The sequence below is a fragment of the Streptomyces sp. RG80 genome (genome assembly GCF_040446465.1).
Lineage (GTDB): Bacteria > Actinomycetota > Actinomycetes > Streptomycetales > Streptomycetaceae > Streptomyces.
Genome location: NZ_JBEAAJ010000006.1, coordinates 632,922 through 651,054, shown reverse-complemented (window position 1 = coordinate 651,054; position 18,133 = coordinate 632,922). Strand labels below are relative to the sequence as shown.

The window sequence follows — 18,133 nt, the reverse complement described above, 5'->3', positions numbered from 1 at the left end:
GCCATGCTCTGGGAAGTGACCCGCTTTCAGCCTTACCTGGAGGCTGCGGGCGTACCCGAATCGCAGCTCTCAGCTGCGGCGACGTTGGCCGCCGGCGGTGAGTGTGGCGTGGCTGGCCGCGCGGGTCAGTTCGGGTCGGCTGAGGACGTCGGTGCTGTCGACGAACTGGTCGACGGCACCGATCGTCGGCAGGGCGCGGATGGCCGGGTCGGTGATCCGGCTGGTCAGAGCGGTGGTGAGGCGTTCGGCACGCAGGACTTGGTACGGGCGGCTGTGGTAGGGGCGTGTGGCCGGGTCGACCGGGTCGGTGAGGGCGAGCTGGTTGTGCCAGGTGGCGATGCTCTCGTAGGCGTGGGCGAGGTGTTGTTCGCGCAAGTGCCAGTCGGGGGCGGCCAGGGCAGCGGTGAAGAGGGAGGTCAGGGCGGTGGCTTGAGGGGTGAGGGCGAAGGCGGATCCGAGCCACTTGCTGTAGGGCGGGTAACGACGGTCCATCAGCAGGCACAGCCGCATCAGATCGCGCACCAGCCGAGCAGCGACGACGGCGGAGCCCAGTTCGTCGCCCACCTCGCCGCACCGGCCCACGAAGGCTTCTTCCTGGGCGATGCGCTGCCACTGGCAGGCCAGTACGTACAGCCACAGATCGTCGGGATACCAGGCCAGGCGGGCCCGGGCCGGGGCGAGTTGTCCGAGCCCGTCGTGGAAGACGGCGCCGCCGGTGACCTCGGCGAGGCGCTGCGTGGGAGTGGCCAGCCAGTTGGCCAAGGTGACGTCGCGACGCGGGTCGAAGCCCAAGTGCGCGGTGAACCAGGCGCCCGTGGACGTGACTTCGACGCGGTGCTGGACTGGCCCGTCAGTCACCCGCATGACTCCGATACCCGCCTCACCGGTGGCGGCGAAGTGCGTCGGGTAACCGCAGAAGAACTTCGGCAGCCGGTCGGCGAGCGCTTCAGTGATCCGTGTGCCGTGGCGGGCGGTGTCCTCACGGCTCAGGAAGATCTGCAGGCGCGGGCCCCACTCGTGGTCGGCAGAGCGGGCGGTGTCGAATCCGAGGACTTCCGAGCCGCTGCCCAGACGCGCTGCGGAGTGCACGATCCCGGGGACCGCTTGGTCCAGCACGGGGCGTACGGCTTCGAGGTAGAAACGGCGCGACAGTTCCAGACCGGGGATGAAAGCGGGCGTGGTCATGTCGCGGAGCGTGCCTGACAGACATGTGCTTGGTCGAAGGGTTTTCCTTGCGCCGCGCGCGCCCGCTCGGTCTGAACCGCCGCAACCACCCCGATGCGCCGGAAGGATCCCGGCCGACGCACCGGATGGAGACATGCGCGAGGCAATTGCGTATCAGGTCATCAGAGGAAGCGAGAGCTGGACACGGGACCCGCGGACGACAGACCTGCCCGGTCGCCCCGCAGCCAGGTGTCGCGGACAGCGGACACGAAGTCGGTGAGCTTCTCGATCGGATCGGCGGGCGTCGCGCCGTCCCCCTCGTCGGGTGTGGCGTCGGCGGTCAGGATGTCCGCGGCGATGTCCTCCTCCGGCCTGTCGTCGGGCGCGCCGCGTTCCGCGATGCCGTCCTCTCCGGCGCTCAGTTGCCCTTCCCAGGGCGCCGTCGCCGACTGGTGCAGCAGGGTGATGCTGTCGGCACTGACCACCGGTGGGTCGGTCCAGTTGCTCGCGTGTTCGTGCAGGATCTGGCCGGGCGTCCGTTCGAAGAGCTGACCGAGGATCTCGGGGCCCTGCTCGGCGCCGGCCACCTCGTTCAGGTCGTAGGCGATGACGACCGTGTCCTCGCGGTCGGACGCGAAGGGCTTCGCCGGCAGTTCCAGCAGTTGGGCCGCCGCGAGGCCGAGAATGCGGCTGCTCCGGTCGGGCAGCAGGGATACCGATGTGGGACGCGCCCCGGCGGCGCCGAGGATCGCCTTCAGCCGCAGCAGTCCGCTCAGGCACTGACCGTGGGTGTCCTGAAGCCACGCGAACCGACCGGTCATCCCCGCGTCGAACCCGTAAGGGGACAGGGCGGTGAGCACGGTGCCGCCGATGACGTACTGCCAGCCCCGCAGATCGGTGGCGTCCAATGGGCTCACCGCCTCGGCCCCGGCGGCCCTCTCCAGCATCGCGCGCTGACGGGCCTGCGCGGGCAGCCACATCTCGTCCTGCGGATCGGGCAGTCGTGCGTGATGACGGCGGGCCAGGGCGAGGTCACCGGCCATGACGGCGTTGAAGACCAGCAGATAGCGGTCCGGCCAGTCGACGAGAATGCTTTCGTGCGCGGTCAGAGTGTCGACGGCCTCGCGGTGCCGGCCCTCGCGCTCGCAGGCCGAGACCAGTTCCCGCAGGATCCCCGCGGAGTCCGGCGCCTGCCGCAGCGCCTCGCGCAACGCGGGTATCGCCAGATACGGCACGCCGCGCTCGATGCATGCGTATCCGAAGTCGTAGAGGGCGCGGGGCTTTCCGGGGCGGGCGGCCAGGGCGTCGGCGGCGGTGCTCAGGTCGTCGAAGCCGGCACTCCTGGCGGCCCGGGCGACCACGAGTGCCAGCTCGTCGATCGGCAGCTCGTCGGTGCCGTGCCGCAACTGGCGCAGGGCACCCGGGATGTCCCCCTCATCGAGGGCCTGCCAGGCCTGGAGGAGTTCAGGGGTCTTGGGGCGGCGATTCCTGCGCGAGAACATGCCGAGGATCTTCTCCGATGATCACTCCCTCCTCAACTGCATTACGCGCGCGGGAAACAGGCCGCCAGAACACCGAGAGCCCGGCCGAGTGCCTCTGCCCCACCCCACAAAGGCGGGCGCAGCCAAGGAATTCGTGAACATGGGACGGCTTTGAGGGGGAAATCGGACACGGAAGCCAACAGTGCGAAGCCGCGCGGTCCATCCAGTCCGCGCAAGCGACAACTGGGAGTGTCCAATGACGAGTTACGGCGGGTCTTCTGCTGCGTCTACAGGTTCGCGCACCAATGGCCTGGCGATCGCGAGCCTGTGCTGCGGCATCGTCGGTCTGTTCATACTGAACATCATTCTGGGCCCCTTGGCCATCGTCTTCGGCGCTGTCGCTCGTCGTCAGTCGGCGGGGAAGACGGGCGGCGGAATGGCGAAGGCCGGAATCATCCTCGGTGTCGTCGACGTGGTCTTGTGGATAGTGCTCCTCATCGTGGCCGCCAACAACGGTGGTTTCGGCTGGTACGTGGGCGGCTAATTCTCTGCCCTCACGAATCCGACTCGCGATCTCTCACGACCCCGTCCGGAACATTCCAACTCCACGTGCCCTACGCCGTTGCAGGGCCGCGGCAGGACCCACCGTGGAACGGGGTCGTCAGTCGGCGGCCGACTGTCGGGCCGCCTCGAGCAGGCGGTCGAGGTTGCCGAAAGCGGCAGCGCTGCCAAGGGGGTTGGCGTAGTCGCGGGAGTGGACGATGAGGCCGTCTCGGATGCGCATGACCATGATGTAGCGGTTGGTGAACGACCGTCCGGTGGGGACTGCTGTGGCGTGGTAGTCGTACTCGGCGATCACGACTTCCGGGTCGGCCGTCTCGTGCAGGGCGACGGGGTCGATCCGTTCCACACGTATGGACGGTGCGAAGCTTTTGAACCGCGCGCGGTGACCCTCGCGGCCCTCGAAGCGCAGCGGGACGCCGGGTTGCGGTCCGAACGGCATCTCGATCACGGAGTTCTCGGCGTACAGGTCGGCGAGTTCGTCGGGGGTGCCCTCGGCGGCGACCCGCAGGAAACGTTCGGCGATCTCACGCGGGCTGGGTGCGCTGACTTCGGTCACGGTGGACTCCAGAGCTTAGAATCGGAACGCACAGCCCGATTGAAGTTACGGAACGCTCGCCCCGGTTGTCAATCGAGGGTCGCGGGAGAAGAGAGGCCGACCCGCCATGACGGACGCGGACACTCAGACCGGTCGGCACGCGCGCGCCGACGCCCGTCGCAATCGGGCGCGGGTGCTGCGGGCCGCCGAGGCCGCGTTCGCCGCTGAAGGGGCTGATGTCCCGCTGGACGAGGTGGCCCGTCGGGCCGGGGTCGGCGCGGGGACCGTCTACCGCCATTTCCCCAGTAAGGACGCCCTGTTCGAGGCCGTCATCGTGGACCGCATCGCGCGGATGGCCGAGGACACCCGCATGATGACCGCGGCTGACGATCCTGGCGCGGCGTTCTTCACGTTCTTCGCCGAGATGGTCGAGCGGGTGACGTTCAACAAGGCCCTGGTTGCGGCGCTGGACGGCCGAGCTCAGATCCGCCCCGCGGTGGCCTCCGGCGTGAAACGGGAGTTTCGCGAGGCGGTCGCCGCACTGCTGCTGCGGGCCCAACAGGCTGGGGCGGTACGTGCGGACGTGGACGACGCCGACGTGGTCGCGCTGGCGACCGGCTGTATCGCCATGGAAGCCGCCCGGGGACCCCGGGGTTCCGCCGGACGCATGGTGGCCCTGGCCTGCGACGCCCTGCGCCCGGCAGCCGCGACCACCGAACTGCCGGCCGCCATAGCGGAACCCGTGCCGGAAACCGAGTCGGCATCGACGACGCCCCACCGTTACGAAAGAGCCACGCCAGATCGTAACGAAACTACCGAGGGATTCTGCCCTGTGTGCGGCAACCCCGTGCCGGTTGCCGCAACCGGCCGTCCCCGCAGGTACTGCAGCGCTGCCTGCCGTCAGAAGGCCCATCGGCAGCGCGCCCGCTAGGAGAGGTCCGATGCCGCGCCATCCCGAAGCACGGGCTTCGCATCGTGCGGTGCGTGAGCAAGCGGGGAGATGCCACTGGCTTCCTGCGTGAACTCGGCGAGCTAGTGGTCGGCCGATCAGAGCTGGCCTGCATCGAAGAGGCCCTCGAGCGCCTCGCCTTCGTATCCGACGACGCAGGCCTCGGCCAGCGGCCCTCGTGAGAGCTCCACGAGCCGGGCCAGGACCGTCGCCTCCGATGGCAGGCCGACCAGGTCCATACCGAGTGCCCGAGCCGCACGGTCGCGCCGCTGGTCGAGGTCGGGTATGTCATCGCGGTACTCGGCGGCGACCGCCTTGAGGGCGTCGGCCGTGCGCCCCGGAGCGTCCCGCCACCACGGCGCCGCCAGACACAGCCGGACCAACTCCGGTAGTCCCAGCGCGATCAGGCCTGCCTGACCATCGAGGCTCAGGTACACGACGGGACGCTCCTCGCCGCCCTCGCCCACGAAGCAGTACGCGTCCCCGGAGCCCGCCCGCGCGAACTGCTCCAGCCGCGCCCCGGAAGCCAGCCGCACCCCGTCCTCCAGATCGTGGGAAGCGGGGTCCGTCACATCTAGGTCCGCCACACCGGCAAAGAACCCGACAGCCGCCTCGTCACTTCCCAGCAGGGGCAGCAACGCCGCCGGCCCGACGAGGTGGCGGGCGCGTGCTGCCGACCCCGCGGGGGTGTTCGATGCGTTCACCCGGCCACCGTACAAGCCGTGTTCCGCATCGGGCCAACGATCGACAGCGGGCCGACTGCGCAGGCGCCAGCGCAAGCAGAGGCCCTCCGCGTCCGGCCCCGGTGACGGTCTCCGTCGTCCAACCGCACCTCGCCCAGAAGTTGCCAGGCACCGTCCGGGCCCCAATGCTCATCTGCTGCTCAGTCCAGGGCCACGAAGCTCAGACCGGAACATCAACGACCCCGAGGCGCAGGTCTACCGGAGCGGCCACGTCCCGCCCGCAGCGCGGCGGCCGACTGCCCGCTGACTTCCCCGAACCACCCTCGCGAACCCCTTTTCGGCTATAGCTGAAACGTCTGGTGGCCCCAGGCCCCCGGTCCCAGTCTTGGCGTGCGAGACACGACCACCAAGACCCACGGGGGAACGAGATGAAGTCGCTCAGGACGGTTCTGGCCACCATGCTCTGCGCGGGCGCCCTGGTCACCGCGACCGGCGGCTCCGCCGAGGCCGGACAGCAGTCCCAGGACGGTGGCAGCACCGTCCTGGTCGTGAACACCTTCCAGAGCCTGGGCACGCTGCGCTGCATGGACGACAGCAGGGAGTACGGGTTCCGCACCTTCCCCTGCAACGGCGGCGACTGGCAGAAGTGGGACGTGCACGTCTTCAACGACGGCACCCGCCGCTTCCAGAACAAGGTCACCGGCGAGTGCCTCTACGACGGGCCCGCCGGCTTCAGCACGCAGCGCTGCGACAGCTCGGAGAACGTGAGCTGGTACATCAGCCGCCACCACGAGGTCCGCCTCACCTTCCGCAACCAGTACACCGACCGCTGCATCGACGACAGCGACGACAGCGGATTCCGCACCACCCGTTGCAACGGCGGCCTGTACCAGGACTGGGTCTGATCCATGGCAGACGAGATGGTGGAGCCGGCACAGCGGTTCATCAACTCCTACAACGTGCCCGGCATCCCGAAGGTGGAGGTCAACGGGAAGACGAGCTGGACGGTGATGTACGCGCTGACCCGAGCTCTGCAGCACGAGCTCGGCATCACCACCCTGTCCGACAGCTTCGGCCCCACCACGCTGAGCACGCTCCAGTCCCGGTTCGGACCCCAGATCGACGACGTGACCCGGCACGGCAACGTCTACCGGATCGTGCAGTCCGCCCTGTACTGCAAGGGTTACGACGGCGGCGGAATGGACGGCACGTACAACGACCGTGTCGCCGAGTCCGTCGCCGAGCTCAAGTCGAACATGGGCGTCGGCGGGGCCTCTCCGGACAGCGGACTCCCGCCGAAGGTGTTCAAGGCGCTGCTCACCATGGATCCCTACGTCCGGGTCGGAGACGGCACCGAACGGGAGGTCGAGGAGATGGCCCGTCATGAACTCGCCGGACACCGCCCGGCCACCGGAGTGACCGGACACACCACCGACTACGCCTCCGGCACGGCCGTCGCGATCCGCCCCGACGCCTACCCGCCGGGCGCGACCGGTGTGCGCTTCCCCCATCAGGTCGCCGTGGTGCGGGACATCCTCAAAGAGTGCGAGGGAGTGGTCTCCTGGGGCGGTCGGCTGCGGCGACCGCACGCGGCGCACTTCCAGATCGCCGTACGCCCCGGTGATCCCCGGCTGCGCCGACTCGCGCTGCGGATCGACGGCTGGACCCAGGCGCCGGGGCGAGGCGCCGGACTGTTCCCTCTGGGCGCATGATCGGCCCCGGGTCACCGAGACGCGGTCGGCGGGATGCCGCGGCGGCCGTCCACCAGCGCCTCCCCGAGCGGGGTCGCCATGTGGTGGACGCCGGGCCCGCGACGCCGGGTGACGATCAGGCCGGAGTCACGCAGGGCAGCAGTGTGTTGCGACACCGAGGCGGGAGACACCACGAGCCGCTGGGCGAGCTCGCCGGTCGACCCGCCCCCGGCGGTCAGCGCGGTCAGCAGGTCGGCGCGGGTCCGGCCCAGGAGGGTGCGCAAGGCCTCGCGCGGGTCACGCAGGGTCTCGGCGTCCGGCTGGGCCCAGCCCAGGTCGTGGGCTATCGGGTGGACGAGCACCGGAGGCAGGTCCGGATCGCGCAGGGTGATCGGGGCGCGCCAGCAGAAGAACGACGGCAGCAGAAGCAGCCCCCGTCCGTCGAGGTGGATCTCACGGTCGTAGGCGCTCGCCATGGTGAGCAGACCGGACCGCCATTGCAGGTCCGGGTGCAGGGTGGCGAGCATGCCCTCGACACCTCCGTCCGTCACCGCTCGCATCCGCAGCTCACGGTCCCGGTCGAAGGCCGCGCGCACCTGGGCCCAGTGCGGCCGCAGGGCGACGGCGAAGTACCCGCGCAGCGTCCTGCCGAGGCGGCCCAGGGTTCCTGTGTCGCCCTCGGCCAGGGAGCGGATCCACGTGCCGGGACGCTGGGCGGCGGCGAGCCCGGCGACGTCGTGGCACAGCCGCCGGCGCGGAGTGGACAGGACGGTGTCGATGCCCGTCTCCAGCCCCGCCCCGTCGGGAGCGGGAGTGAGGAAGTCGGCCGAGTAACCGCGGGGCGGGGCGAGGTCGAAGAGCATGCGCACGGGCCCGGAGAGCCGCGACCGCACCTGCTTCCGCCACGGGCCGAAGACGACCGCACCGTCCTCTCCCCCGGCCAGATGCAGACTGAGCAACAACTCCCACAGAGGGTCCGGTCTACTCGCCACCCGCACCCGGGCGATGTCCGCCCCCGTGAAATGGAACGTCAACATAGAGCTCCCCATATACGAGTCACGCTGTGGTCAGCAGCCCGACTTGGCTCGCAGGAGATAAGAGCCCTCGGCTGGGGCGAGAGTTGCGCGGGTGACCGATACCGGGGGGTGAATTGGCCGGTTCCCTCGCGGGCCCGAGCCCCACCTGCCGAACGTGGCCGCCCGGGCAGTGCGAGTGGCGCGCCGAGGAGTACAGCGCACCGCTGCGCACATGCGCACATGCACCCATGCACCCATGCGCCCCGTCCGGCATGCCGGACGCGGTGATCGTCCAGCCCTGTCCCGCTTCGCTTCTACTGGGGGTAACCCAACATGCGCTCCAAACGCTCCATCCTCACCACCGTCAGTACCTCGTCGGTTCTGCTGACGGCGATGTTCGCCACCGGTGGGCCGGCATTGGCCACCGTCCCCTCCGCCGATGGGCCCGCCGCTCGCGTCATCACTCTTCCCCCGGCGCCCGAGGGAGCCGGGCCCGCGGTGGCGGCCAAAGCCGAGGCCGCGGCCGCGGTTTCACCGACGACGTCCCCGGCAGTGCGAACCGAGCACGGCCCTCCCGGGGAGACGTACGAGTGTGAGGCGGGCACTCTCTGCACCAACGTCTGGGATCCGACGACGAACGACTGGAAGACGTTCTTCTTCTACGACTGCAACCGTTACTACGTCTCCAACTGGAACGGCAACGGCAACTACTGGAACAGCCAGACCGGCAACGTGACGTCGTACTTCTACGGTCAGAGCGGCAACGTGCTGACGTCCTTCCAGGACGTTGGCAAGAACGTCGACTACAACTGGGACCCGGTCTGGTCCATCCGCAACTGCTGACCTCCCCTCGACACGTGGGCAGCGATCACGGCAAGGAAGCCGGCCGACGTCCATGAGGGGGCAACCCCCCGGCACCGCCCTGAGGACAGCACATGGGTGTGTCGGGGGGAAGGCCGGATGGGGCGATTGCTCCTCTGCTGGTGGGATGGTCGTTGACCGCCGGCTCCGGGACGACACGGTCACGGGCACTTCCCGAGCGGTCCTTCAACTCGCGCGCAACTGAGCAGAGAAGGGGCCGCCATGCATGGGTCAAGAAGGCGCCGGCGAGGCTTGTTCGTCCTGACCGGTCTGGCTACCGCCGTCCTAGCCGCGTCGACCGCGCCCCTGGCGGCGGCAAAGCCGCGGCCGGCCGATCCGCTCCAACGGTACGTGGAGGCGATCCACGACACTGGGGCGGTCGGTGTGCACGCCGAGGTGACGTCACCGAATGCACACGACAGCGCGTACGCCGGCACGGCCGCGATGAACACGAGCAAGCCGATGCCGCGGGACGGCAGGTTCCGGATCGGCAGTGCCACCAAGACCTTGACCGCCACGGTTGTGCTGCAACTCGTGGGCGAGGGGCGGATGTCCCTGGACGACACCGTCGACAGGTGGCTGCCGGGAGTGGTCCGGGGCAACGGCAACGACGGCCGCCGGATCACCGTGCGGCAGTTGTTGCAGCACACGAGCGGCATCCCTGATGTCGGGTCGAAGATATCCGCGTTGAACAGCGCGGACGGCTATCGGGCCGAGCGGTTCCGCACGTACACCCCTGAGGAATTGGTGGGGTTGGCGATGCAGCAGCCTCACTCGGATGCCGCCTGGTCGTACTCCAACACCAACTACATCCTCGCCGCGATGATCATCCACAAGGTGACGGGCCGGAGTTGGGCACAGGAGGTGAGGGACCGGATCATCCGCCCCCTGGACCTGAGGGACACCAGTACGCCCGGTCTCTTCCCGTTCATCCTGGGCCCGCACGCCCAGGGCTACGCCGTGTTCGGCACCGACACCGGCATCGACGTCACGGTCCTCAACTCGAGTATGGCCGTCGGCTCCGGCTCGGTCATCAGCTCCGTGCACGACATGAACCGGTTCTACGCCGCGCTGCTCGGGGGCCGTCTGCTGGCTCCCAAGCAGCTCGACGAGATGACGACCACGCAGGACGCGCCCGGGCTGGGCGTGAAGTACGGACTCGGTCTGGCCGAGATCCCGTTGCCCTGCGGCGGCAGCTACTTCGGCCACCGGGGTGAACTCCTCGGCTATGTCGCCTGGGGCGGCGCCACCCGGGACGGCACCCGGACCGCCGTGGTGTACGTCACCAGTCACGGCGGCCAGGCTACCGAGCAGGCCATGACCACACTCGTGGGTCAGGAACTGTGCCGGACCCGTTCTTAATACTCCGGCTTAGCACTCCGGCCTAGCACTCCGGCTTAGCACTCCGGCCTAGCACTCCGGCTTAGCACTCCGGCTTAGCACTCCGGTTGTAGGCGCTGCTCTTGAACTCCGTGCGGACAACGCATGGAGCCCCCACACAGGTCTACAGGTCAGGGCTTGGCCGGCTTGACCTTCGTGTCGACGCCGTTCACGCGCACGGTGACCTTCGCGCGGTCTCGCGCGCGGTCGGCCACGATCCTGTACGACGTGACCTTGCCGTCCTGCCACGCGCAACTGACCTCGTAGCCGCCGCGGGCGCGGAACCCGGTGAAGGAGCCCTTGGTCTTCCAGCCGTCGGGCAGCGCGGGCAGCAGATGGATGACGCCGTCGTGACTCTGGAGAAGCATCTCCACCACGGCGCCCGAGATCCCGAAGTTGCCGTCCATCTGGAAGGGAGGGTGGTTGCAGAACAGGTTCGGCAGCGTGTTGTACGTCAGTAGTCCGCGCAGCATGATCTGGGCGCGGTGCCCGTCACCGAGGCGGGCGAAGAGGGCGGCCCGCCAGGGCCAGGTCCAGGAGCGGCGGCTGTCGCCCGACACCGTCGCGGCGGTGAAGGGGACTCCTTCCTTCTCACCGCACCGCGCCTTGAGTGAGACGAGGGCGGCGGCCGCGAAGTCCGTTGTCCTCGGGGTGATTTGGCGGCCGGGGTAGACGGCGAACAGGTGCGAGGTGTGGCGGTGGATGTCCGTGGGGCTGTCGATGTCCTCCTGCCATTCCTGCAACTGCCCCCATTTCCCGACCTTGTTCGGCGCGAGGCGTGCCTGCATGTCCGCGACCTTCGCCCGGTAGGCGGGGTCGGCCTTGAGCACCGCCTCGCAGTCGAGGTAGTTCTGGAACAGGTCCCAGATGATCTGCTGGTCGTACATGACGCCGTCCTCGCGCGGCCCGTGTTCGGGGGACCAGCCGTTGGGCGCGACGAGGAGTCCGTCCTCGCGCTCCTTGAGGTGGTCCTCCCAGAACTCGCAGATCTCCTTGATCATCGGGTGCGCGACGGTGCGGAGGTAGTCCAGGTCCTGGGTGAAGGCCCAGTGTTCGTAGAGGTGTTGGGCGTACCAGGCGCTCGCTACGGTGTTCCACTCCCAGGCGTTGCCGCCGTAGATGCTCTGGCTGGTGCGGGCCGTCCAGCCGCGGGTGTCCTTGCCGAAGGCGTTGCGGGTGGCCACGCGGCTGGGCACGGCGACCTGCTTGACGAACTCGACGAGTGCCGCGTGGCACTCCGACAGGTTCGTGGTCTCGGCTCCCCAGTAGTTCATCTGGATGTTGATGTTGGTGTGGTAGTCGGACGCCCAGGCCGGCGAGTTGCTGTCGTTCCACAAGCCCTGGAGGTTGGCGGGCAGGCCGTCCGGGCGGGAGGAACTGATCAGCAGGTACCGGCCGTAGTCGAACATCGTCTGCTCGAGGGTCGGATCGGCGCCGCCCGCCGCGTATCGCGCCAGCCGGGTGTGGGTCGGCAGGGCGATGACGGCGTCCTCGGAGGTGCCCCAGTCGACGGAGACCCGGTTCATGAGGACGCGTATCCGGTCGGTGTGCTCGTGGCGCAGCGCCCGGTACGACCTCTTGGCCGCCCGGTCGAGCGCCCTGTCGAGGGCCGCCCGCGGATCGCTTCCGCGCCATCCGGCGGCGGCGTCGAGCTTGTAGTCGGTGCGGGCGTCGAGCAGCAGGGTGAGCGTGGTGCACCCGGTGAACCTGAGTGTCGAGCCGTCGGCGCTCACAGTGCCGTCGGTGTGCGCGACCCGTACGGCGCAGGCGTGCTTGAGGCCGTTGCCCATGGTCCCGTGGAAGGCGATCCGCCGGGCGCCGACGTCGACACTCGTGGGCGCCCCGTCCTGTGCGGACGTCAGGGCGATCGTCCCGGAGAGTCCCCCCGTGCGCTCCGACGTGTACCGGAAGACCATCACATCCGCGGAGCGGCTGGCGAAGGCCTCCCGCCGGAAACGCTGCCCCGGCGCCCCGAAGCGGGTGGCGTGGACCCCGTCGGTGAAGTCCAGGGCGCGCTGGTAGTCGACGAAGGTGCTCAGTGTCCGGGTGTCGAACTCGGCGCCTTCCAGGGCCACTTCCGCGATCTGGAAGCCGGTGGCCGACTCGCCGGGAGTGAACGTGAGCCGATAGGCGCGGTACGCGGTGGCGTTGGCGACCCGGAAGGTACGGGTCTCACCGCGCCCGGCGAAGGGCGCCTCGGAAGTCTGCGTGTCGAGGGTCACCCACTCCTGCCCGTCCTGCGAGGCCTGGAGCGTCCACCGTCGGGGATCGTCCCGCGGCCGGTCCGGGGCCGCCGTCAGCGCGTACGAGGTGACGGCGAGCGCGCGGGACAGGTCCGCCTGCCAGACGACCTCCTTCGCCGCGCCGCCGACTCGCCAGACTGTGGTCGGATCGCGGTCCACCGAACGGGAGATGCCCGTGTTCCGGGATCCGCTCCCGGCGCCGGATCCCCCGGAGTGCCCGCTCGGCGAGGAAAGGTACACCGAGTCGCGCACGCCGAGTTGGACGCCCGACAGACCGATCTCGCCCACCTGGAAGTGACTGACGCCCGCCTTGGGGACGAAGTCGAAGCGGTAGAAGCGGTACGACCCGCTGTCCGCGCAGGTGAACTGCTTTGTCTGGAAACGGCTTTCGAAGGGGGCCGTCAGTGTGCGGTCGTCCAGCGTGGTCCAGGTGGTGCCGTCGGCGGAACCGGACAGCGTCCATTGCTGAGGGTCGCGCTGTGGCACGTCGTTGGCACTGGTCAGCCGGTAGGACGTGATCGCGACGGGCTCGGGCAGCTCGACCTGCCACTGCACCTTCGAAGGGGGGCCCTCGATGCACCACTTGGTGCTCGACGTGCCGTCGTAGGACTTGTCGACCCCCTCCGACGAGGAGGAGCTGTACGGGCCTCCCGGGGCCGTGACCTTCGGCCGGGACCCGTGGGGCCCGAAGGCGACGACCATGTCACCGAAGTTCCGGTACGAGCCGAAGCCGGTCATGCCGGTGTCGAACGCGCTGTCCGGCTGGCCGGCGAGGGCGTTGTCGTAGTTGTTGACTCCGCCCCACAGACTCTGCTCGTTGAACTGGATGCGGTCCTCGTAGGGGTCGGCGAAGAGCATGGCGCCGAGTCGGCCGTTGCCGATCGGCAGCGCCTGTGACTGCCAGTCAGCGGCGGGGACGGAGTACTTCAGCGACTTGCGCGACAGGGCGGGCCAGGCGACCGCCGCCGAGCCCGCACCGTCGGCAGCGGCGGCGGCCGGTGCTGCGAGAGGTCCGCCGGCCAGCTGACCGGCCAGCGGAGCGAGAGCGAGGGCACCGCCGAACTTGAGAACGCTTCTTCGCTGCGGCGGGGACGCATGAGTCACGAAAGATCTCCCAGGCAGTGGTCGGTTCTTCTTACGGGGGGAAGCTCGGCTTCATCAGCATCCGCCGAGGGCAGCGCCATCATCGCCAGCCAATAGGTAGGATGTCTAGAGGGCTGCAGCGCTGTAACTCCCTGTCCGTTCTTCAGATCCGGCACAGAGGGACAAAATAGATAGGAGGTATTAGCAGATCGACCGGTTGGTCCAGGACCACGGCCATCGGAGTGTCAGCGTGCGCCTGCCGTATCGGATCCCGGCGCGGACGGCTTCACCAGGCCGCTCTGGTAGGCGACGACCACGAGTTGGGCACGGTCGCGGGCGTCGAGCTTGGTCATGGCGCGTTGGATGTGGCTGCGTACGGTCAGCGGGCTCAGGACGAGCCGGTCGGCGATCTGGGTGTTGGATCTGCCGTGCGCGGCCAGGGTCACGACCTCGCGTTCGCGGTCGGTCAGGGTCTTGACCGCCTCGGGGAGGGCGAGCAGGTCGTCGGTGTCCGGGGTGGCCAGGAAGCGGGTGATGAGGGCCCGGGTCGCGGTGGGCGAGAGGAGGGCCTCACCGGCCGCGACGGTGCGGATGCTCGACAGCAGGACATCGGGGGTGACGCCCTTGCCGAGGAAGCCGCTCGCGCCGGCGCGCAACGCCTTGGCGACGTTCTCGTCGTTCTCGAACGTGGTGAGGACCAGGATGTGGGTGTCCGTCAGCTCCGTCCGGGAGCAGATCGCGGCGGTGGCCGTCACGCCGTCGGTGCCCGGCATCCGGATGTCCATGAGGACCACGTCGGGCCGGTGCTGCTCGGCCAGTTCGACGGCCTCCCGCCCGTCGGCGGCCTCCGCGACCACCGTCAGATCGTCGGCCGAGTCGATGAGGATGCGGAAGGTGGCCCGGAGCAGGGCCTGGTCGTCGGCGAGCAGGACGCGGATGGTCATGGCGCGGGGCTTTCGTCGCGGCGGTCGGGGGACGGGTCGAGCGGCAGGGCGCAGACCACCTGGAAGCCGCCCCCGCTGCGGTGGCCCGCGTGGCAGGTGCCGCCCGCGGAGGAGGCGCGCTCGCGCATGCTGATCAGGCCGAACCCGCCGCCGGGACCGGGCGGTGCCGGGGTGCGGCCGGGGGCGGTGTCGTTGGCGACGGTCAGGGTCAGCCGCCGGGGTGTGAAGGCGAGCCGTACCTCGGCGGTGCGGCCGGCGCCGTGCTTGGTGACGTTGGTGAGTGCTTCCTGGAGGATCCGGTAGGCCGTCAGGTCGAGTACGGGGGTGAGTGGCCACCGCTCCCCCTCGACCGTGACGGTGACCTGGAGGCCGGCCGCCGCGCAGGAGTCGACCAGATCGGGCAGCCGGTCCAATCCCGGCGCGGGTGCCAGGTCGTCGGCGGGGTCGGTGTCCTGCCGCAGGAGCCCCACGGTGGCCTTGAGTTCGCGCAGGGCGGCGGCCGTCGCCTCCGGAAGCCGGTCGATGATCTCGTGGGCCTTGTCGGGTTGTGTCCGCAGGAGGTGCTTGACGGCTCCGGCCTGGGCGTCGGCCAGGGTCAGGTGATGGGCGACCACGTCGTGCAGTTCGCGCGCGATGCGCATGCGCTCCTGGACCACCCGGTGGCGTGCCTCCTCCTCGCGCTGCCGGTCGGCGTGCTCGGCGCGGGCCACGGCGTAATCACGGCGTACCCGCTGATAGCTGCCCAGGGCGGCGCAGAGCAGGATCCACGCCGTGGGGTTGACGACGGCGAAGACCAGGGAGTGGAGGAAGGAGGGAAAGACCAGGCCGCTCACCACCACACATCCGGTGACGATCAGGGCGCTGTTCCACCCCGTGCGCCGACGGGTGCGCAGGCTCGTGGCGTACTGCGCGACCAGCAGCGGTCCCATCAGCAACGGGGTCAGGAGGTAGCCCGTCGCACCCACGGCCATCACGGACAGCGCGGTGACGGCGAGGACGGGCAGAGGGTGGCTCCGGCGCCAGTACAACGCGGCGCAGGCGAGCGCGGACAGGACCATGCCAGGCCACAGGGCCAGGGGGCCGGAGGCCAGTGCCCGGGTGGCCAGGACGCCGGAGACGGTGACGGCGAACAGCAGCACCAGCAACGCGAGGTCCAGGGCTTTCGGACGGGTCGCCGCCCGGTGCCGCCAACTCGTACTCATCACACTCCGAGGAACTCCATGGAACGGCCATGCTCACACATCGCGGATCGCGGCGCCGTGGTGCTCGGCGCCGCGATCACTGGTGCGAACGTCAGACGCGGGCCGGCTCCCGCGGTGCGGGCTCGCCGCCCGCTGCCGGCGCGGGTGCGGTGAGCCCGGCGCCCTCGACATCCACGCGGGGCAGCAGCCGGTCGAGCCACGCCGGCAGCCACCACGCCTTGTCGCCGAGCAGGGCCAGGACCGCGGGCACCAGCGCCATCCGTACGACGAAAGCGTCGAAGAGCACCGCGACGGCGAGCCCGAAGCCGATCGTCTTGACCATCGACTCGCCGGAGCCGACGAACCCGGAGAACACCGCGATCATGATCACCGCCGCGGCGACGACCACCCGGGCGCTGTGCCGGAACCCCGAGACCACCGCGTCGGGGGCCCGGTCGCCGTGGACGTACGCCTCCCGCATGCGGGCGACCAGGAACACCTCGTAGTCCATCGCCAGGCCGAACACGATGCCCACCAGGAAGATCGGCATCAGGCTCATGATCGGCCCGGACTGCTCCACGCCCAGCAGCTGCGCGCCCCAGCCCCACTGGAAGACCGCCACGACCGAGCCGAGGGCGGCCAGTACCGACAGCAGGAACCCGAACGCGGCCTTGACCGGTACGAGCACGGAGCGGAAGACGACCAGCAGCAGAAGCAGCGCCAGGACGACGATCACGGCGAGGTAGGGGACCAGCGCGGACTGGAGGGCGTTCGCTATGTCGATGTTCATCGCGGTGCTGCCCGTGACCTCGAAGGTCGCCCCCGTCTCGCGCTCCAGGGCGCCGCGTTCCGCACGGATGCTCTGGACCAGCTCCTTGGTCTTCTCGTCGTTCGGGCCGGTGGCCGGGACCGCCGAGACGAGCGCGGTGTCACCGGCTGGGTTGAACCGTGCCGAGGAGACGGACACGACCCCGTCGGTGGTGGCGATCTGCTGGGCGATCTCGGTGACGGCCGCCTTGGCGTCGGCCGCGTCCCTGGCATCGACGACGATCGTCAGCGGACCGTTGAAGCCCGGGCCGAAACCGTCCGCGAGGGCGTCGTAGGCACGCCGTTCCGTCGAGGAGACCGGCTTGGACTCGGCCCCCGGCATGCCCATCTCCAGGCTCGCGGCGGGCAGCGCCAGCACGCCCAGGCCCGCGACGCACGCGACCAGCACGGCCACCGGGCGGCGCAGCACGAACCGCGCCCAGCGGGTGCCGCCGTTGTCGGCCGCCGCAGGGAGCGTCCGGCCCTTGCGGGTACGGCGGGACAGCACCGCGTTCGGCCACATGCCCAGCAGCGCCGGGACGAGAGTGAGGGCGACCAGCACGGCGACGATCACCGCACCCGCCGCGCACAGGCCCATCTTGGTCAGCATCGGCACGCCGACCACGGTCAGCCCTGCCAGTGCGATGACGACCGTCAGGCCCGCGAAGACCACCGCGGAGCCCGCAGTTCCGGCGGCGAGTCCGGCAGCCTCGTGCGGCGCGTGGCCGTTCGCCCGCTCCTCCCGGTAGCGGGACACCACGAAGAGGGCGTAGTCGATACCGACCGCCAGTCCCAGCATCGAGGCGAGTGTGCCGGTGGTCAGGGAGAGTCCGAAGACGCTGCCCAGAGCCATGATCGCGGCCATGCTGGTGCCGACGCCGATCACGGCGGTGAGCAGCGGAAGGCCGGCGGCGGCGAGGGAGCCGAAGGTGATCAGCAGGATCACCGCGGCGAGACCGATACCGATGGCCTCGGCGCTGCCGCCCGCCGCGGGCTGCTCGGCGAGGGCGGTGCCGCCGACCTCGACCGTGAGGCCGGAAGCCCGCGCCTCGTCGATGACCTTCTCCAGGGCGGCCTTGTCGGCCTCGGTGAGGTCCTCGGCCCTCACCTTGTAGTTCACGGTGACATAGGCGGTCGAACCGTCCTCGCTCACCGCGCCCGCCTTGAACGGGCTCACCGCGCTCACGACTTGCGGCTCGTCGGCCGCGTCCATCACGAGTGCGTCGATGGCGGCCCGGTTGCCGGCGGCGGTCACCTTCTCGCCGTCGGGTGCCACGAACACGATGCGCGCGTTGGCCCCGTTGGCTTCCGTGCCGGGGAAGCGCTCGCCGATCAGGTCGAACGCCTTCTGCGCCTCGATGCCGGGCATGAACGACGTGCCGTCGTCGGACGAGGCCGGAGCCGTGGCGGCGCCGACTCCGGCGCCGCCGAGGATCACCGCCCACAACAGCACCACGAGCCAGCGACGCCGGAAGGCGGTCCGGCCCAGACGGTAGAGCAAGGTAGCCACAGGAAACGGGTCTCCAGGTCAGGTTTCGGGTGAGTGGCCAG

15 protein-coding genes are annotated in these 18,133 nt (G+C 69.8%); 6 read left to right on the top strand and 9 right to left on the bottom strand.

Going from position 1 to position 18,133, the window contains the following annotated elements; all coding sequences use genetic code 11:
• Window positions 1-69: 69 nt before the first annotated feature.
• A complete protein-coding gene (locus tag ABKA17_RS23700) occupies window positions 70-1,185 on the bottom strand; it encodes a DUF4037 domain-containing protein (protein WP_353694194.1) in 1,116 nt (371 codons plus the stop codon).
• Window positions 1,186-1,346: 161 nt separating this feature from the next.
• Window positions 1,347-2,666, bottom strand: a complete 1,320-nt coding sequence (locus ABKA17_RS23695; protein ID WP_353694193.1) for a tetratricopeptide repeat protein — start codon at window positions 2,664-2,666, stop codon at window positions 1,347-1,349.
• A gap of 235 nt (window positions 2,667-2,901) precedes the next feature.
• On the opposite strand from ABKA17_RS23695, the gene ABKA17_RS23690 reads away from it, so the two are divergent.
• Complete coding sequence (locus tag ABKA17_RS23690) at window positions 2,902-3,189, top strand: DUF4190 domain-containing protein (protein WP_353694192.1); 288 nt, start codon at window positions 2,902-2,904, stop codon at window positions 3,187-3,189.
• Window positions 3,190-3,306: 117 nt separating this feature from the next.
• On the opposite strand, the gene ABKA17_RS23685 is transcribed toward ABKA17_RS23690, so the two are convergent.
• On the bottom strand, window positions 3,307-3,765 hold the full coding sequence (locus ABKA17_RS23685; RefSeq protein WP_353694191.1) for a nuclear transport factor 2 family protein: 459 nt from the start codon (window positions 3,763-3,765) through the stop codon (window positions 3,307-3,309).
• Between the two features lie 106 nt (window positions 3,766-3,871).
• Between ABKA17_RS23685 and ABKA17_RS23680 the strand changes: the two genes are divergently transcribed.
• Window positions 3,872-4,675: a TetR/AcrR family transcriptional regulator gene (locus tag ABKA17_RS23680; RefSeq protein ID WP_353694190.1), complete on the top strand. Its 804-nt coding sequence runs from the start codon at window positions 3,872-3,874 to the stop codon at window positions 4,673-4,675.
• Window positions 4,676-4,791: 116 nt separating this feature from the next.
• Here the strand turns inward: ABKA17_RS23680 and ABKA17_RS23675 are convergent, their stop codons facing one another.
• Entirely contained in the window at window positions 4,792-5,397 is a 606-nt protein-coding gene (locus ABKA17_RS23675; protein ID WP_353694189.1) for a hypothetical protein, read from the bottom strand.
• A gap of 407 nt (window positions 5,398-5,804) precedes the next feature.
• Here ABKA17_RS23675 and ABKA17_RS23670 point away from each other — a divergent pair, with 407 nt between their 5' ends.
• The gene (locus tag ABKA17_RS23670) at window positions 5,805-6,281 is read left to right on the top strand and encodes an RICIN domain-containing protein (protein WP_353694188.1); all 477 of its coding nucleotides are present in this window, start codon (window positions 5,805-5,807) and stop codon (window positions 6,279-6,281) included.
• Window positions 6,282-6,284: 3 nt separating this feature from the next.
• Window positions 6,285-7,088: a hypothetical protein gene (locus tag ABKA17_RS23665; protein WP_353694187.1), complete on the top strand. Its 804-nt coding sequence runs from the start codon at window positions 6,285-6,287 to the stop codon at window positions 7,086-7,088.
• Between the two features lie 11 nt (window positions 7,089-7,099).
• On the opposite strand, the gene ABKA17_RS23660 is transcribed toward ABKA17_RS23665, so the two are convergent.
• Complete coding sequence (locus tag ABKA17_RS23660; RefSeq protein ID WP_353694186.1) at window positions 7,100-8,104, bottom strand: winged helix-turn-helix domain-containing protein; 1,005 nt, start codon at window positions 8,102-8,104, stop codon at window positions 7,100-7,102.
• Window positions 8,105-8,416: 312 nt separating this feature from the next.
• Here ABKA17_RS23660 and ABKA17_RS23655 point away from each other — a divergent pair, with 312 nt between their 5' ends.
• Complete coding sequence (locus ABKA17_RS23655) at window positions 8,417-8,926, top strand: hypothetical protein (RefSeq protein ID WP_353694185.1); 510 nt, start codon at window positions 8,417-8,419, stop codon at window positions 8,924-8,926.
• A gap of 240 nt (window positions 8,927-9,166) precedes the next feature.
• On the top strand, window positions 9,167-10,306 hold the full coding sequence (locus ABKA17_RS23650; protein ID WP_353694184.1) for a serine hydrolase domain-containing protein: 1,140 nt from the start codon (window positions 9,167-9,169) through the stop codon (window positions 10,304-10,306).
• Window positions 10,307-10,455: 149 nt separating this feature from the next.
• Here the strand turns inward: ABKA17_RS23650 and ABKA17_RS23645 are convergent, their stop codons facing one another.
• The 4 genes from ABKA17_RS23645 to ABKA17_RS23630 all read right to left on the bottom strand — a co-directional run bounded on the left by ABKA17_RS23645 (window position 10,456) and on the right by ABKA17_RS23630 (window position 18,092).
• On the bottom strand, window positions 10,456-13,671 hold the full coding sequence (locus ABKA17_RS23645) for a glycosyl hydrolase family 95 catalytic domain-containing protein (protein ID WP_353694183.1): 3,216 nt from the start codon (window positions 13,669-13,671) through the stop codon (window positions 10,456-10,458).
• Window positions 13,672-13,895: 224 nt separating this feature from the next.
• Entirely contained in the window at window positions 13,896-14,594 is a 699-nt protein-coding gene (locus ABKA17_RS23640) for a response regulator (RefSeq protein WP_353694182.1), read from the bottom strand.
• Window positions 14,591-15,796: a sensor histidine kinase gene (locus ABKA17_RS23635; RefSeq protein ID WP_353694181.1), complete on the bottom strand. Its 1,206-nt coding sequence runs from the start codon at window positions 15,794-15,796 to the stop codon at window positions 14,591-14,593. The genes ABKA17_RS23640 and ABKA17_RS23635 overlap by 4 nt, the downstream gene beginning before the upstream one ends.
• Window positions 15,797-15,887: 91 nt before the next feature.
• Window positions 15,888-18,092 carry an MMPL family transporter gene (locus ABKA17_RS23630; protein WP_353694180.1) on the bottom strand — a complete coding sequence of 735 codons (2,205 nt, stop codon included), beginning with the start codon at window positions 18,090-18,092 and terminating at the stop codon, window positions 15,888-15,890.
• Between the last annotated feature and the right edge of the window lie 41 nt (window positions 18,093-18,133).